This is a genomic window from Pseudomonas sp. MN1F, assembly GCF_009391885.1.
Taxonomy (GTDB): Bacteria; Pseudomonadota; Gammaproteobacteria; order Pseudomonadales; family Pseudomonadaceae; genus Aquipseudomonas.
The window spans coordinates 15,735-30,291 of record NZ_VZII01000047.1; the positions used below are offsets into that span (position 1 = coordinate 15,735).

The 14,557-nt window shown below is 62.4% G+C and carries 16 protein-coding genes; 8 read left to right on the forward strand and 8 right to left on the reverse strand.

Going from position 1 to position 14,557, the window contains the following annotated elements; genetic code table 11:
• Positions 1–64: 64 nt before the first annotated feature.
• Positions 65–1,039 (forward strand): lipoyl synthase, encoded by a 975-nt coding sequence (gene lipA / locus F6X59_RS22355; RefSeq protein ID WP_152958168.1) that lies wholly within the window; start codon positions 65–67, stop codon positions 1,037–1,039.
• Between the two features lie 80 nt (positions 1,040–1,119).
• On the opposite strand, the gene F6X59_RS22360 is transcribed toward lipA, so the two are convergent.
• From F6X59_RS22360 to F6X59_RS22375, 4 genes are all read right to left on the reverse strand, one after another.
• Entirely contained in the window at positions 1,120–2,253 is a 1,134-nt protein-coding gene (locus tag F6X59_RS22360) for an aminotransferase class V-fold PLP-dependent enzyme (protein ID WP_152958169.1), read from the reverse strand.
• A gap of 89 nt (positions 2,254–2,342) precedes the next feature.
• Positions 2,343–3,308 (reverse strand): FAD:protein FMN transferase, encoded by a 966-nt coding sequence (locus tag F6X59_RS22365; protein ID WP_152958286.1) that lies wholly within the window; start codon positions 3,306–3,308, stop codon positions 2,343–2,345.
• Positions 3,298–5,478: a PepSY domain-containing protein gene (locus tag F6X59_RS22370; RefSeq protein ID WP_152958170.1), complete on the reverse strand. Its 2,181-nt coding sequence runs from the start codon at positions 5,476–5,478 to the stop codon at positions 3,298–3,300. Before F6X59_RS22370 ends, F6X59_RS22365 begins: the two co-directional genes overlap by 11 nt.
• A 25-nt stretch (positions 5,479–5,503) precedes the next feature.
• Positions 5,504–5,974 (reverse strand): DUF2271 domain-containing protein, encoded by a 471-nt coding sequence (locus F6X59_RS22375; RefSeq protein WP_152958171.1) that lies wholly within the window; start codon positions 5,972–5,974, stop codon positions 5,504–5,506.
• 139 nt (positions 5,975–6,113) lie between these two features.
• Between F6X59_RS22375 and F6X59_RS22380 the strand changes: the two genes are divergently transcribed.
• The 3 genes from F6X59_RS22380 to arsH all read left to right on the forward strand — a co-directional run bounded on the left by F6X59_RS22380 (position 6,114) and on the right by arsH (position 7,774).
• Entirely contained in the window at positions 6,114–6,464 is a 351-nt protein-coding gene (locus F6X59_RS22380; protein ID WP_152958172.1) for a metalloregulator ArsR/SmtB family transcription factor, read from the forward strand.
• Between the two features lie 105 nt (positions 6,465–6,569).
• Positions 6,570–7,040, forward strand: a complete 471-nt coding sequence (locus tag F6X59_RS22385) for an arsenate reductase ArsC (RefSeq protein ID WP_372240489.1) — start codon at positions 6,570–6,572, stop codon at positions 7,038–7,040.
• Positions 7,040–7,774, forward strand: a complete 735-nt coding sequence (gene arsH, locus F6X59_RS22390) for an arsenical resistance protein ArsH (RefSeq protein ID WP_152958173.1) — start codon at positions 7,040–7,042, stop codon at positions 7,772–7,774. The genes F6X59_RS22385 and arsH overlap by 1 nt, the downstream gene beginning before the upstream one ends.
• A gap of 36 nt (positions 7,775–7,810) precedes the next feature.
• On the opposite strand, the gene F6X59_RS22395 is transcribed toward arsH, so the two are convergent.
• On the reverse strand, positions 7,811–8,194 hold the full coding sequence (locus F6X59_RS22395) for a MerR family transcriptional regulator (protein ID WP_372240490.1): 384 nt from the start codon (positions 8,192–8,194) through the stop codon (positions 7,811–7,813).
• Between the two features lie 72 nt (positions 8,195–8,266).
• Between F6X59_RS22395 and F6X59_RS22400 the strand changes: the two genes are divergently transcribed.
• A complete protein-coding gene (locus F6X59_RS22400; RefSeq protein ID WP_152958174.1) occupies positions 8,267–9,331 on the forward strand; it encodes an SDR family oxidoreductase in 1,065 nt (354 codons plus the stop codon).
• A gap of 26 nt (positions 9,332–9,357) precedes the next feature.
• Positions 9,358–10,257, forward strand: coding sequence for a DMT family transporter (locus tag F6X59_RS22405; protein ID WP_152958175.1), 900 nt, complete (start codon positions 9,358–9,360; stop codon positions 10,255–10,257).
• Positions 10,258–10,275: 18 nt separating this feature from the next.
• Here F6X59_RS22405 and F6X59_RS22410 read toward each other — a convergent pair whose 3' ends face one another.
• Both F6X59_RS22410 and F6X59_RS22415 read right to left on the reverse strand, forming a co-directional pair.
• Positions 10,276–11,208, reverse strand: coding sequence for a transporter (locus tag F6X59_RS22410; RefSeq protein WP_152958176.1), 933 nt, complete (start codon positions 11,206–11,208; stop codon positions 10,276–10,278).
• Between the two features lie 76 nt (positions 11,209–11,284).
• Positions 11,285–11,617, reverse strand: coding sequence for a potassium channel family protein (locus F6X59_RS22415; RefSeq protein WP_256669395.1), 333 nt, complete (start codon positions 11,615–11,617; stop codon positions 11,285–11,287).
• A 194-nt stretch (positions 11,618–11,811) separates the two neighbouring features.
• Here F6X59_RS22415 and potE point away from each other — a divergent pair, with 194 nt between their 5' ends.
• A complete protein-coding gene (gene potE, locus F6X59_RS22420) occupies positions 11,812–13,143 on the forward strand; it encodes a putrescine-ornithine antiporter (protein ID WP_346652127.1) in 1,332 nt (443 codons plus the stop codon).
• Positions 13,140–14,054 carry a transporter substrate-binding domain-containing protein gene (locus F6X59_RS22425; protein WP_152958177.1) on the forward strand — a complete coding sequence of 305 codons (915 nt, stop codon included), beginning with the start codon at positions 13,140–13,142 and terminating at the stop codon, positions 14,052–14,054. The genes potE and F6X59_RS22425 overlap by 4 nt, the downstream gene beginning before the upstream one ends.
• 16 nt (positions 14,055–14,070) lie before the next feature.
• Here F6X59_RS22425 and F6X59_RS22430 read toward each other — a convergent pair whose 3' ends face one another.
• Entirely contained in the window at positions 14,071–14,556 is a 486-nt protein-coding gene (locus F6X59_RS22430) for a DUF2878 family protein (RefSeq protein ID WP_152958178.1), read from the reverse strand.
• Position 14,557: the final 1 nt, after the last annotated feature.

Below are 14,557 nucleotides of genomic sequence, written 5' to 3' on the forward strand. Positions count from 1 at the left end.
GGGCTGCACAGCAGCCCCCCGGTAATGCTGTCAGTCAATATCAACGCGGGGCCAGGAGCCAGCCATGTCCACCGAACAACTGCAACACTCATCGCCGCGCCCGCAGCCCTTGCAGGCCGGGGTGAAACTGCGCGGCGCCGACAAGGTGGCGCGCATTCCGGTGAAGATCCTGCCGACCGAGCAGGTGCCGCGCAAACCCGACTGGATTCGCGTGGCGATTGCCACCACGCCGGAAGTGGCGCGGGTCAAGGCCCTGCTGCGCAAGCACAGGCTGCACAGCGTGTGCGAAGAGGCGTCCTGCCCGAACCTGGGCGAGTGCTTCTCGGGCGGTACGGCGACCTTCATGATCATGGGCGACATCTGCACCCGCCGTTGCCCGTTCTGCGATGTCGGCCATGGCCGGCCCAAGCCGCTGGATGCCGATGAACCGAAGAACCTGGCCATCGCCATTGCCGACCTTGGCCTGAAGTACGTGGTGATCACCTCGGTGGACCGTGACGACCTGCGCGATGGCGGCGCCCGTCACTTTGCCGATTGCCTGCGCGAGATCCGCAGGCTGTCGCCAGGCATTCAGCTGGAGACCCTGGTTCCGGATTACCGTGGCCGTATGGACGTGGCCCTGGACATCACCGCGCAAGAGCCGCCAGATGTGTTCAATCACAACCTGGAAACCGTACCGCGCCTGTATCGGGCGGCACGGCCAGGTTCGGACTTCGAATGGTCGCTGGACCTGCTGGAGCGCTTCAAGCAACGCCTGCCGACGGTACCGACCAAGTCCGGGCTGATGCTCGGCCTGGGCGAGACCGATGCCGAGGTGGTCGAGGTGATGCAGCGCATGCGTGAGCACCAGGTCGACATGCTGACCTTGGGGCAGTACCTGCAACCGTCACGCAGCCACCTGCCGGTGCAGCGCTTCGTGCACCCCGACACCTTCGCCATGCTTGCCGAGCAAGCGTTGGCGATGGGGTTCAGAAACGTGGCAGCCGGGCCGCTGGTGCGCTCGTCCTACCACGCTGACCGGCAACTGCAAGCGGTGTAAGGCTGTGCCCGGCAGGGCAGGCGCTGGTCACAGGTGAGTGCCTGCCCCTGCCGGTTTCACAGCCCGCCGCCGATGAGGGCTCAGTTCACCAGCACTTCGTCCAGTGCCTGCTCAAGGGTGCTGACGGTTCGCTCGATGTTGTGCAGTTTTTCCAGCCCGAACAGACCGATGCGGAAGGTCTGGAAGTCGGCTGGCTCGTCACATTGCAACGGCACGCCGGCGGCTATCTGCAGGCCGTGCTCGGCGAATTTCTTGCCGTTCTTGATATCGGCATCATCGGTGTAGCTCACCACCACGCCCGGGGCCTGAAAACCGGCTGCGGCCACGCTCCTGATGCCTTTGCCGGCCAGCATGGCGCGTACCCGATCGCCCAGCGCCTGTTGCTCGCCGCGAAGCTTGTCGAAGCCATAGGCTTGCATCTCGTTGATCACGTCGTTGAAGCGCGCCAGTGAATCGCTGGGCATGGTCGCATGGTAGGCATGCCCGCCCTGTTCGTAGGCCTGCATGATCTGCAGCCACTTTTTCAGGTCGCAGGCAAAGCTGCTGCTTTGCGTCTGCTCGATGCGCGCGAGGGCCAAGGCACTGAACATCACCAGGGCGCAGCACGGCGAGGCGCTCCAGCCTTTTTGGGGGGCGCTGATCAGCAGGTCGACGGCGCACTTGTGCATATCGACCCAAAGCGTGCCTGAGGCGATGCAGTCCAGCACGAACAAGCCCCCCACCGCATGCACGGCGTCACCGACGGCCCGCAGGTAATCGTCGGGCAGGATCATCCCGGATGAAGTTTCAACGTGAGGGGCGAAGACAACCTGCGGCTTGTGCGCCTCAATGGCCGCCAGCACTTCCTCCAGAGGGGGAGGCGCGTAAGCCGCCTGGCGCCCCGTGTCGACCGGCCGGGCTTTGAGCACCGTGGTGGCCGCGGCGATGTTGCCCATGTCAAGGATCTGGCTCCAGCGATAACTGAACCAGCCATTGCGTATCACCAGGCATTGCTGGCCGCTGGCGAACTGTCGCGCTACCGCCTCCATGCCGAAGGTACCGCTGCCTGGGACGACTGCAACGGCCTGGGCGTTGTAGACCTGTTTCAGGGTGCTGGAAATGTTCTTCATCACACCTTGAAAGGCCTGCGACATGTGATTGAGCGAGCGGTCGGTGTAGACCACCGAGTACTCGACCAGCCCCTCGGGATCAATAGCGGGATAGATCTTTGACATGGGTGACTCCTTCGGCAGAGATGTCCTTGATATCGACCTTGGCCCAAGCATTGGCAAATGACAAGAATGATCGGGGCGGATTGCTGCTATCAGCGGGTTTCAATGTGCGCCTGCAACTGCCCGCCGACGATGGATATTTCTTTGAATTGTCGACCCTCGCGCAGCACGAACAACGCGTCCATCCCGCGCGCCTGCGCCAGGCGTGGGCCCTCGGTTTCGCCCAGGACCATCAGCGCCGTGGCCCAGGCATCGGCGAGCATGCAGGAGGCCGCCACCACGGTGACGGCGGCGAGCGGGTTGCACAGGGGCGCGCCGGTGGCCGGGTCCATGGTGTGAGCATAGGACTGACCGGCCACCTCGACCCAGTGTCGATAGTCCCCCGAAGTCGCGATCGCGGTATCGCTGAGCTCCATCACGCCCATGACTTCACGCACGCCCCGCGTGGGCTTTTCCAGGGCCACCACCCAGCACTGGCCGTCAGGTTTGACGCCTCGGGCGCGCATCTCGCCATCGATACCGACCAGGTAGCGGGTGATGCCCAGACCGTCCAGGCAACGGGCCAGTTCATCCACGCCAAAACCTTTGGCGATACCACTCAAGTCAAGGTTCAGCGGCCCGCGCTTGCGCACCTGATTGCGCTGGGGCTGCACCACCAATGCGGCGCTGGCCGACAGCCGGGCACGCGGCGCAACCGTGCCGCTAGCCTGCGCCGTGACCGTCTGCTCGCCTGGGCCGAAGCCCCAGGCGTTCACCAGGTCACCGACAGCGATGTCGAAGGCGCCGCCGGATTGCTGGCTGACGCGCAATGCCGCAGTCAGCACCGTGGCCAGTTCCTTGGGCACCGACAGCCATTGCTGCTCGGGGGCGGCATTGAGGCGGTTGAGGTCCGAATCGGGTTTCCAGGTGGACATTTGCTGATCCACCCGGGCCACGGCGCGGGCCAGTTGCTGGCCCACTTGGTCGGTGTCGATCCCGGCCCCGGCATAAAACAGAGCGGTGTAGCGGGTGCCCATGGTTTCGCCGTTCAGGCTGTAACGCTGCAACTCAGTAGACATCTTCACGGTAGCGCCCTTGTGCCTTGAGGGTGAGCACACTGAGGTCGAGAGGCGCCAACACTTCATCAAGGGCCTGCATCACGCCTTTGGCCATTTCGCGACTGCCACATACCAGCACCTGGGCACCTTTCTCAATCAGCCGGCGCAAGGCCAGGGCATCGCTGATCAGCCGGTCTTGCACGTAGCTGCGGTCCTGAACCTGAGAAAAGGCGGCACGCAATGCCGTGAGGCGGCGGTCCGACAGGTATTGGTTGAGCTCGGGTTCGTAGAGAAAGTCCGAGGCCGGGTTGCGCCCGCCCCAATACAGGTGCATTGGGTGTCGGGCCTTGTTGTTGCGGATAAAACCGGCCAGAGGACCGATACCGGTACCGGCGCCGATCAGGATCACCGGGTGTGCGCCCGATGCCGGACGAAACTGCGGGTTGGGCTGGATGAAGGCGTCGATCTGCGCGCCGATGTCCAGGCCGTGAAGAAACTCAGAGCACAGGCCACCGTTGTGTTTGCGCACGCAGATCTCCAGCACGCCGTCCTGGGAACCGCTGGCCAGCGAGTAGAAACGCGGGATTGGGCTGCCCGGGGGCAGAATCCCGAGCAGGTCGCCGGCCAGAAAGCCTGGCAGTTCGCTGCAGGCTTTGAAGCGCAGGACGTGGGTCGGTGCATTCACCTGTTCGCCATAGGTAATCCGCTCTGTCAGCGCCAAGGCATGGGTACGCGGCTGCTGCGGGGTGTGAACCAGCGCCAGTTCCTGCCCCAACACCTCGCTCAACGCCTGGCCCCAGCGGGCAAACGCCTGAGAGGACTGGCGGTTGATGGTTTCCAGCCTGAGCAGTGGCGAGCCACCGGCCTGCAACATTGCATCCTGCACGTGGTGGGCGTACTGACAGAACTGCGTAAACTGGCGGTCGCCCAGGCCCAGCACCGCGAACGGCAAGCCGGGCTTGAGGCCGGTCTTGGCCAGCCGCGCCAGGAACTGCGATGCCGAGGCCGGCGCATCGCCGTCACCGTGGGTTGCGGTGAGGATGAACAGCCGTTGGGCATTGCGGTAGTCGCCCACCCATTCATTCATCGCCGCGCTGTGCACCTTGTGGCCACGCTGGTGCAGGGCGTCGTGCAGGGTCTTGGCAAAACCCCAGGTGCTGTTGTTCTCACTGCCCACCAGAATAACGCTGTCGGCGGCGTGGGCCAGGCTGTTGTGGTGGATGTTCGGGCCAGCCCTGCGGCGGCGCCACCACAACACGATGCCGGTCACGCTCATCAACGGCACGCAGAGGGCGCAGACCCCGAGCAACAGGCCCAGCCACCAAAGGCCCTCGCCAGTGTGCAGTTGGTAGATCACGTCATAGAAGTTGCGCATCGAGCCGTGGGCTTGATAGGACAACACTGCGCCGCTGGCCTGATCCACGTAGCCGTCGCCCTGGGTGGTGCGCAGGGAAAACACATCGCGGGGGTCGCCGGGGCTTGGGTAGACCAGCTCGCGCAGGTCATTGAGGTCGGTGGCCTGCAACGCCTGCAGCGTGGCCACCGGCAAGGCCGGGCCGGCGCTGACGTGGGCCGGGAAGGCGGGTTCACGTTCACTACCGTCGGCGATCAAAGCAAACGTGGTGGCGGACATGTACAGCCCGCTCAAGGCCGTCAGCAGCAGCCCGAGCAAGGCCAGCCGGCCGACTTCAGCATGCCAGCGCTGGCTGAAACTGCCCCGCAGCGGGCGCAGCAGGTTGCGCCAGCCGCCCAGGCGCCGGGCCAGCAGCAGTGCACCGGACACTGACAGCGCCAGCATGATCAGGGCGCCAGCACCCGACACCCCATGGCCCGGCGTGCCAAGCAGCAGCGAGCGGTGCAGGTCCTTGACCCACCGGGAGAACGCCGGTGGCTGGTAAGGACCGAGGCCCTGGCCCGTCAGTGGGTCGACCTGTTCCGCACTGGCCTGGCCGTTCTGCTTGTAATAGACGATCACCGTGCCGGACGCTGAGCGCTGGATCTGCTCCACGCCCGTGAAGTGGCTGGCAACGCGCCCGGCCAGTTGGCCGACGTTGAGTTGTCCGGCCGCAGGGGAGGTGCCATGCAGGCGTTCCAGCGCCGGCTGCACAGACAGGATCGCGCCGCTGATGGCCAATACCATGACCAACAGGGCTGCGATCAGGCCAGGCAGGGAATGGAACCGACGAAGCATATTCAGCCTCCAGAAGTGTCGGGTGCTACAGGTCGTAAGTGAAGGTGTCGACGTAAGCACTGCCGGTCGTGGGCTTGCCTGAGCCTTTGGTCGTCAGCGCTACGCTGACATCGCCACGGGCGTCACGTTGGTCCTCGACGGCGCTGTCGATGCGGATCTGATAGCCGGCATCAATCAGCGTGTCTGCCAGTTCCACGCTGACTTTGAGCGTGCCCCCACTGCCGACACTGGCGCCGCTGACCCCGTCAAACTCGCTTGGGTTCATTCCGCTGCCACGTGCCCAGTCGCCCAGGTGCTTGTAATACTTGGCCTTCTTCCCGGCCACCCAGAGGGTTTTCTGATACTGGCCACTGGCGTCGGTGACGTAGATCGCCAGGTAGGCATCGTTGCCGCTGTAGTCCTTGAGCTGCGTGGTCAAGGTCACTTCCCGGGCCTGGGCCAGCGCCGGCAGGGCGATGGCGCCGACGAGGCAGGTTGCTGCGATGATCTTTTTCATGACGGTGTCTCCTGTCGAGGGCGGCGTCTGCGGCATACCCTAAGGTGCCTTCCTGAAGGCCAGCTGAATTTACAGCTATCAATGGTCGCTTAATATCTGTAAATTCGCATATGCGCAAAAACGAATATACAGGTCGGCTATGCCCATTCAGCCCTGCACCCTCTTCAAATGCCTCGGTGACGAAACCCGGGCCCGGATCATGTTGATGCTCGCCGCTGAGGGCGAGCTGTGCGTTTGCGAACTGATCTGGGCACTGGACGACAGTCAGCCGAAAGTCTCCCGGCATTTGGCTCAACTGCGTACCTGTGGCTTGCTGGAGGATCGCCGGCAAGGCCAATGGATCTATTACCGCCTTCATCCGCAACTCCCCCAATGGGCAGTGGATGTACTCAAGACGACGCTTGAGGCAAACCGCTCTTGGCTTGGCGATGATCAAAGTCGCCTTGCTTCTATGGAAGGTCGCCCGGTACGCCAGGTCTCCTGCTGTTGAGTGTTTTGCAGACCTGACAGATTGCTGGCGATTTCAATCCCATTTTGCTTACGACACTGGCAGCACTTGCCGTGCGCTTGAGCATCAGCGCTTAGGAGTTAACGTGTGAAGATCCTGTTCATGTGTACGGCCAATAGCTGTCGTAGCGTCTTGTCCGAGGGGCTGTTCAACCATGTTGCCCCGGACGGCTTCACGGCCATCAGTTCGGGCAGCTTTCCCAGCGGCAAACTCAATCCGCGTGCGGTGAGCACGCTGCAAGGGCTGGGTGTCGACACGTCTGGCCTGTACAGCAAAGGTTCAGAGGCGTTCGCCGACACACCACCCGATATCGTTATCACCGTGTGCGACAAGGCGGGCGGCGAGCCTTGCCCGGTGTATTTTGGCCCGGCCATCAAGAGCCACTGGGGGCTATCCGACCCGTCAGAGGCAGACGGCACAGACGAGGATGTTCAGGCCGCATTCGATGCAACGGTTGAACACATCAAAAGGCGGTGTGCAGCCTTCTTCACTCTGGATCTCAGAACGCTTCAGGGTGCTGATCTGAAGCAGGCCCTGGATCGTATTGGAGCACTGTGATGAGCGAATTTGATACCGACTCTTCCGAGACTTTTCCTGCCCTTGATCTGTCGCTGATGGATCTCCCCAGCGCCGATAAACTTGGCCTGGCAAATGATGTGGACGTCAAGCCACGCATCCTTTTGCTCTATGGGTCGACCAGAGAGCGGTCGTTCAGTCGTCTGTTGACGCAAGAGGCTGCACGCCTGCTCCAGCACATGGGCGCCGAGACGGTGATCTTCGACCCGTCAGGGCTGCCTTTGCCGGATGATGCACCCGTCGACCACCCCAAAGTGCAAGCGCTACGCGAGCTGGTGCTGTGGTCAGACGGTCAGGTGTGGTGTTCCCCAGAGCGTCACGGCGCGATGTCTGCAGTATTCAAAGCACAGATCGACTGGATTCCTTTGAGCCTGGGTGCCGTGCGGCCCACCCAGGGTAAAACCCTCGCAGTGATGCAGGTGTGCGGCGGCTCTCAGTCGTTCAACGCCGTCAACCAGATGCGTATTCTCGGCCGGTGGATGCGCATGCTGACCATCCCGAATCAGTCGTCGGTGCCGAAAGCGTATCTGGAGTTTGACGAAGCAAATCGAATGAAGCCTTCGCCGTACTACGACCGTTTAGTCGATGTGATGGAGGAGTTGGTGAAATTCACGTTGCTGGTTCGTGGCCGTGAGGGCTATCTGGTAGATCGCTATTCGGAGCGAAAAGAAAGCGCGCAAGCTTTATCGGCCAGGGTGAATCAGCGCGCCATCTAGACGGCGCGCAGAGGGGAAGGGCTTGTAGCCGCTGAGCTAAGCCTGGGCTCCAGGAACAGTCAGCCCGTTGGCAATGGCACTGGCTTCAAGCTTTGCACGCTCCGCGTCGAGAAAAACATAAGTGGCTTGCAGCGCGGTGATCTTCGCTTGAATGTCGGCCATCTTGTTGGCGACCAGGGCCGCGCCTTGCGCGCAATCGATCGTATTACCCCGCTTGGCCTGAAGGATGTCCCTGATCTCGGCGAGTGAAAAACCGCCGCCCTGGGCACTCTGAATGAAGGCCAGATCGGCAACGGTCTGATCGCTATAGCTGCGGTAGTTGTTGGCTTGGCGATGAGCCACGATGAGCCCGAACTGTTCGTAATAGCGCAATGCATGGCGGCCGAGCCCGCTGCGGCGCTCCAACTCTCCAATATTCACCGTAAAACTCCTTGACTGTAGAGTGCCCTCTATACCTTAGCCTGCGCCGATCTTCCAAACAAGGATTCGGATATGAGCGTGGAATGCTTCGTCACAGGCGGCAGTGGCTTTGTGGGGCAACATTTGCTGGCGCGGCTTACTGCGACAGGGCACAAGACCTGGGTGCTTATGCGCAGCCCTGAAAACATCGAGCGCCTCAGAGAGCAGGTAGGCCGGCTGGGCGGTAACCCGGCGTCTATCCATGCGGTTGAGGGCGATATCAGCAGGGAAGGGCTTGGGCTCAGTGAGGCAGACAGGCAATGCGTGTCTTCGGTCGCTGTGGTGTTCCACCTCGCGGCGCAATTCACCTGGGGGCTGACAATGGAGCGCGCGCGCGAAGTCAATGTGCAAGGGGCGCTGAGAGTCGCAAGGCTCGCCGCCAGCCAGCACATCCGATTACTGATGGTGGGCGGCTATATGCTGCAAAACCTGACCCACCTTGCCCATGTCGGAGTTGACGTCGAGTGCCCTGAAAACACCAACTGGCCTTTAGTCTATGAGCGTGTGGGTGGCTACGAAGGCAGCAAGCTCGAGTCGCATTTTGCAGTCATCCGTTACATGCAGGAGGCAGACGCGGATTACACGATTGTTCATCCCGCCACGGTGTGTGGCCACAGCGAGAGTGGGCACATCCTGGAAGGGCAGCCGCTGGCCGAACTCATTCGAAACCTGGCACAAGGCCGGTTCAAAGCTGTCCCCGGTTCCGCCAGGCACTGGTTGCCAGTCGTCAGCGTCGATTACCTGGTAACGATGATAACCTGCGTCGCGTTCGACCCCTCGATGGCCAACCGGCAGGTCCTGGCGCTCAATGAGGGCACACCGAACCTTCAGCGGATGCTTGCGCAACTGGCAACAACGCTGGAAGTAAAGGCCCCTCGACGCCATGTAGCGATAGGCTTGCTCAAGTGGCTATTGACCATTCCTGGGCTGGCGGCCCGATTCGCGATCAGCACCGAGTCGTTGAACTTTATTCAGACGCAGCGCTTTGACATGAATTACAGCAAGCAATTGGAGCGCAAGTATCAATTAACACATCCAGACCTGGCACGAACACTGGAAAAGACGGTGCGCTACGTCAAGGGTTACTTGCCCAACTGAGCCCACCTATGACAAGGAATGTAATGATGCAATCTCATTTCGGCAAAGGCGTCCTCTTTGCACTCTGCGCCGCGGCATTGAATGCAACCATCGGCGTACTCAGCAAGGTGTTAATGAACAGTGGATTCAGCTCCAGCAGTATCGCCTTGATAAAAACCCTACTCGGCTGCCTGCTGCTGTCAGTCTTGCTACTGTTCCTCAAGCGGCCCTTGCACGTGGCTAAGTGGCTCCCGGCAGCGGTGTGCGCCTTTCTCGGCATTTTCATGCTGTTCCACTTTGAAACTTCGGCCTATAGCCATTACGCCGCGGCCGGGGTCGTGGTGATCCTGATGGCTAGCGCATCCATTTCTTCGATATTACTGGGACGGATAGTCCTCAACGACCCCATCACCGCCAACGTGACGGTAGGCGCCGGATTGACGATAGCCGGTATTGCGGTCATTTTCGGGGCCGATATGGAGCAGGGCTTTACCCTGCAAGGTGCAGTGCTCGCGTCGATCGCTGGCTGCAGTTATGGGGCATTCTCGGTAGCCATGAAGCGCATGGGTGTGGCTGGGGGGCTGCATTTCACTCGGCAACTTTTGTTTTTCGGCAGCCTTTACCTGCTGATGCCGGCTGCGAGCGATGGGTTCGTCATGGGCGAGCTGTCGCTGCTGGCGGTCATGGCATTGCTCGCTCTGGCGACACTGCCGACCATCCTCGGTTTCTTCTGCACCACCAAGGCCATCGAGTATTTGAAGCCGTCACAAGTTCAAGCACTGGAACTGACTGAGCCGCTGTTTGCCGCGCTGTTGGCGTTCGTGGTCCTCAATGAGGTGCCGCGAGACACTTTGTACCTGGGGGCCGGTTTGATCCTCTTTGGGCTGTGTTTCTCCAATGAGCTGATCCGCCTAGGCAAGAAAGCGCCACAGCCGTCTGGTGTGTAGCAGTTATGGCGCAGGCCTTCACAGCCCGCCGCCGAAGCGATACTGCCAGACCACGCCGGCCACATCGAATTCGCTGCCGGTGCGGGTGTGGGCACCATTGCTGGCAAACAGCTTCACCGAGTTGTTGCGGTTGACCGGCAGGGTGAGGGTGCAGCCATAGCGGGTGTTTTCCTGGAAGTCGTGGTTGCCCACCCCGTCGACCGAGGTGTTGCCGCCAGCGAAATAGGTGCCGTCCAGCGAGGCCCAGACACCATTTTGAAAGGCGTAGATCAGGTGCACCTGGGTCTGGTAGATCGGCCGCTGGGAAAAGCTGCGGTTGCCGAGGTACTGGTTGTTGTCGGTGAAGAAGGTGCCTGCGCCCGACAACTCCAGGGTCACTGCGCCGATGCGCTTGGAGATGCCGATTTCAGGCTTGAACGACCAGCGATTGTTGCCGAGGTTGACCAGCCGGCTGGAGTCGTATTGGCCAAGCGGCGCGGTGATCGCCAGGCTGGTGCCGATGATCACGTCCTGCTGGTAGCTGGGAAACTCCGCCAGCGACAGGGCCGGGGCGCCATACCAGTTGACTGAAAAACGCAATCTCGGGTCGATCAGGCCGCTCACATTGCGCTCCCTGGGTTCGCCGGCGAACAGTGCAGACCCGCTCAACCTGGCCTCGGGCACGACGACATCGAACTTGGCGGAACGGCCCCAGACATCCAGTGACCTGGCATAGGCAAACACCACCGTTTCGATGTCGAGCTTGGCATCTTCCAGCGGCACCGAGGGGTTGGCGGTCACGTTGCCCCGCAGGTCGCTGTAGCCCAGCAGCAGGAAGTTGATGCCGACTGGCGTATTGGCGTAGGCCCTGGGCTCGAGATCCTCGGCGTTGGCGCCCTGGGCGGCCAGCAGCAGCGGCGCCAGGCTCAACGGAGCCAGCCTGACCACGCAGGGTCTGTGTTTCGACGCCATTCGCTCGCTTCCTGTCAGGCTGCCCGGGTGCTATGTACTGTTGTAGTTGATCCGGCAGCGGACGTCGCCCCGTGTATCAGTGGATACCTTGGTCTTCCAGTACTTTGCGCAACGCATGCACGCCGACCGCGACGATCAGCCCGGTCATGACGATGCCCGCCATTCCGATCAGCATGGCCAGGCAGCGTGCCAGGCCAAGCTTGGGCACCAGGTCGCCATAGCCAATGGTCAAGCCTGTCACGAAGGAAAAGTACAGGCCATCGCCCACCGGCCAGCCTTCCAGCTCGCCGACGACCAGCCCGAGCAGGGCCATGAACACCAGCAGCACCGACACGATCGGCCAGACCACCAGCAGCCCGCGCCAGAACTCACCGATGAAGTCACGTCGCAACGGTTTCATGGCTCGCATGGGACACTCCTTGAAAGAAGCAAACGACGGATTTGTTCACCCTCACACCTGGCTGCATTGCCAATCACCAGCCATCATCATCTAGCAGAATCTAGCTGTACTGGCCGTATTGCGGGTGTGCTGTACCTGGCTGGCCGACGCTTTTGCAGTGCAATCCCCCTTTGGCATCGACGCTTGGCGCGGAGGTCATCATCGTGCGCGATCCTGCAAAAAAAATGGGCCTGGTCGGGCTCACCACGTTGGTCACGGTGAACATGATGGGCTCCGGCATCATCATGCTGCCGGCAAGTATGGCGCAGATCGGCGCCGTCTCGCTGTTGTCCTGGGTGATCACGGCTGTGGGCTCGATGGCCATCGCCTATTGCTTCGCCCAGTGCGGCATCTACTGCACGCGTTCAGGCGGCATGTCGGCCTACAGTGAAGAGGCCCACGGCAAATCCGCGTTCTTCCTCTGTTCCTACCTTTATTTTCTGTCACTGATGATCGGCAACGTTGCCATCGGCATTTCTGCCGTGGGTTACCTCACGCCCTTCATCCCCTGGCTCGGCAGCGGTGCGCTGCCGCTGCTGGTCGGGGCGGTGGCGCTGATCTGGTTCACGACCCTGGCCAATCTGGGGGGCGCCGACATCACCGGGCGCCTGGGGGCGATCAGTGTCTGGGGCGTGATCGTGCCGGTGGCGGGCCTGAGCCTGATCGGCTGGTTCTGGTTCAGCCCTGCAACCTTCCATGAGGCCTGGAACCCCGGGCAGGTGCCGGTCGGCCAGGCGATCACCAACAGCATTCCGCTGACTTTGTGGGCGTTCCTGGGCATGGAGTCGGCTGCGCAGAACTCCGACGCGGTGGAGAACCCCAAGCGCAATGTGCCGCTGGCCTGCCTGTTCGGCACGCTGGGCGCGGCGGTGGTGTACATCCTTTCGACCAGCGTCATCCAGGGCATCGTGCCCAACCCCGACCTGGCCAACGCCAGTGCGCCGTTCGCCCTGGCTTACGCACGGATGTTCGATGACACCGTTGGCAACGTGATCATGGGCCTGGCGGTGATCGCCTGCGTCGGCTCTTTGCTGGGCTGGCAGTTCACCCTGGCAGAGACTGCCAAGGTCACGGCGGGGCAGGGGCTGTTCCCGAAACTGTTCACCCGCACCACGGCCCGGGGCGTGCCCCTGGCCGGGATGCTGACCTGTGCGGTGATGCAGAGCCTGATTGCCCTGTCGACCTTGTCACCCAACGCCAGCGCCCAGTTCGGCAGGCTGGTCAACCTGGCGGCGGTCACCAACATCATTCCCTACATCACCTCGCTGACCGGCTTGCTGGTGATCATGTACAAGGCCCAGGTGGACATCGCCATTTTCCGCCGCAACAGCGCCATCATGCTGGTCGCCGTGTGCTATTGCCTCTATGCGCTTTACGCCTCGGGGCTGGAGGCGGTATTTGGAGCGGCACTGATCATGGCGTTGGGTTACCTGTTGTTCGGCTTCATCGCCAAGCGATTCATCAAGGGGCTGGACATGATCGGAGGCGCGCCATGAGCAGCAGAGCGAAGCTGGCCAGCCTGTGCCTTGCCAGCCTGATTGGCTGGGCGACACCCTATGCCACGGTTGCTGCAGCGCATGTCATGGGCCGGATACGTGACAGCCAGGTGCTGACGCTGGGGTACATGGACGGTTTTGCGCCGTTTTCCTCGGGCAATGAACAGGCCCCGCAAGGTTACGCGGTCGAATTATGCCGGGCAGTTGCCGAACGGCTGCGCCAGACGCCCGGTTTTGCGGGGCTGCAGGTGCGCTGGCGGGCGCTGCCGGAGCAGGAGGTTGCGCGCTCGTTGAGCGAGGGGCAGGTCGATCTGTTCTGCACGCCTGCGGTGGAAACCCTCGCCAGGCGCAAAACCCTGGACTTCTCCATACCGGTGTTCACCTCCGGCCTGGCCGCCATGGTCAGGCGCGATGCACCCGCGACCTTGCTCGGGCCGCTCAACGGCCGTGCCGGTGATAGCGGCCCACGCTGGCGCGCGACGATCAATGCGGGCCTGAGCAAACACAGCTTTGCCGTGCTGCAAGGCACGGTGAGCAGCGATTGGGCCCGGCAACGGATTCGCCAGCTTGGTTTGCAATCCACCTTGCAGGAGGTGCCCACCTATCAGGAAGGGGTGCGCCGAGTGGCAGCGCGCGAGGTTGATGCCTTCCTCGGCGACCGCATGGTCCTGTTGGCCTACCAGGCCGGGCAGGCCGAACGTGAGCAGCTGTGGGTGCCGGACCGCCTGTTCGACATGCACCAGGTAGCGCTGGCGATGGCCCGGGGCGATGAGGATTTTCGGCTGCTGGTGGACAGCGCCTTGAGTCAGGCGCTTGCAGGGCAGCGCGGCGAGGAGCTGTACACGCGTTACCTGGGGCCACAGTCGGCGCAGGACCGTTTGCTGCAGGGCCTGTACCCGCTGCCTGATTAACCGGGCCGGCCTTTGATCATCCCCTCGCCGCGAACCGCAAGGCCAGCGGCAGCGCCAGTGCCCAGACGGGCGCCAGGATCAGCGCGGTATCCAGGCGCCCCAGAGGCAAGTCGATACCGGCCAGCCGGGCGCCAGCCAGATAGGCCAATGGGCCACCGAGCAGGCCCAGCAGCACCGCGAGCCATGCGGGCTGGCCGAGCCCTGCCAGGCTGTGGCGCATGCCACTGGCCAACACCAGCCACAGCAGGGCCAGCCACGCAGGCAGCGGCCACTGGCCGAAGCTGAATACGCCGAGCATGCCCAGTGTGCTGTCCAGCAGGCAGCCAGCCACCGCTACCCACAGCAGTACGCGTAGCTCACCGCCTGGGCTCAGCCACACGTGCAGCAGCAGGCCGAACACTACTATCAGCAACAGCCAAGGCCTGTGCGCCCCCAGTACACACAGCCACCAGCCAGCCTGCAGCCACAGCGCATTGCCGAGCAGCCAGCCACGGCGCACCATG

Bases quoted from the DNA above. Each gene is read 5' to 3' on its own strand.
- F6X59_RS22425 (WP_152958177.1), top strand. From the start codon at position 13,140: ATGAGCAGCAGAGCGAAGCTGGCCAGCCTGTGCCTTGCCAGCCTGATT.
- F6X59_RS22375 (WP_152958171.1), bottom strand. From the start codon at position 5,974: ATGAAAAAGATCATCGCAGCAACCTGCCTCGTCGGCGCCATCGCCCTG.
- F6X59_RS22430 (WP_152958178.1), bottom strand. From the start codon at position 14,556: ATGGTGCGCCGTGGCTGGCTGCTCGGCAATGCGCTGTGGCTGCAGGCT.
- F6X59_RS22360 (WP_152958169.1), bottom strand. From the start codon at position 2,253: ATGTCAAAGATCTATCCCGCTATTGATCCCGAGGGGCTGGTCGAGTAC.
- F6X59_RS22405 (WP_152958175.1), top strand. From the start codon at position 9,358: ATGCAATCTCATTTCGGCAAAGGCGTCCTCTTTGCACTCTGCGCCGCG.
- F6X59_RS22410 (WP_152958176.1), bottom strand. From the start codon at position 11,208: ATGGCGTCGAAACACAGACCCTGCGTGGTCAGGCTGGCTCCGTTGAGC.
- lipA (WP_152958168.1), top strand. From the start codon at position 65: ATGTCCACCGAACAACTGCAACACTCATCGCCGCGCCCGCAGCCCTTG.
- F6X59_RS22400 (WP_152958174.1), top strand. From the start codon at position 8,267: ATGAGCGTGGAATGCTTCGTCACAGGCGGCAGTGGCTTTGTGGGGCAA.
- F6X59_RS22415 (WP_256669395.1), bottom strand. From the start codon at position 11,617: ATGCGAGCCATGAAACCGTTGCGACGTGACTTCATCGGTGAGTTCTGG.
- F6X59_RS22365 (WP_152958286.1), bottom strand. From the start codon at position 3,308: ATGTCTACTGAGTTGCAGCGTTACAGCCTGAACGGCGAAACCATGGGC.
- F6X59_RS22370 (WP_152958170.1), bottom strand. From the start codon at position 5,478: ATGCTTCGTCGGTTCCATTCCCTGCCTGGCCTGATCGCAGCCCTGTTG.
- arsH (WP_152958173.1), top strand. From the start codon at position 7,040: ATGAGCGAATTTGATACCGACTCTTCCGAGACTTTTCCTGCCCTTGAT.
- F6X59_RS22380 (WP_152958172.1), top strand. From the start codon at position 6,114: ATGCCCATTCAGCCCTGCACCCTCTTCAAATGCCTCGGTGACGAAACC.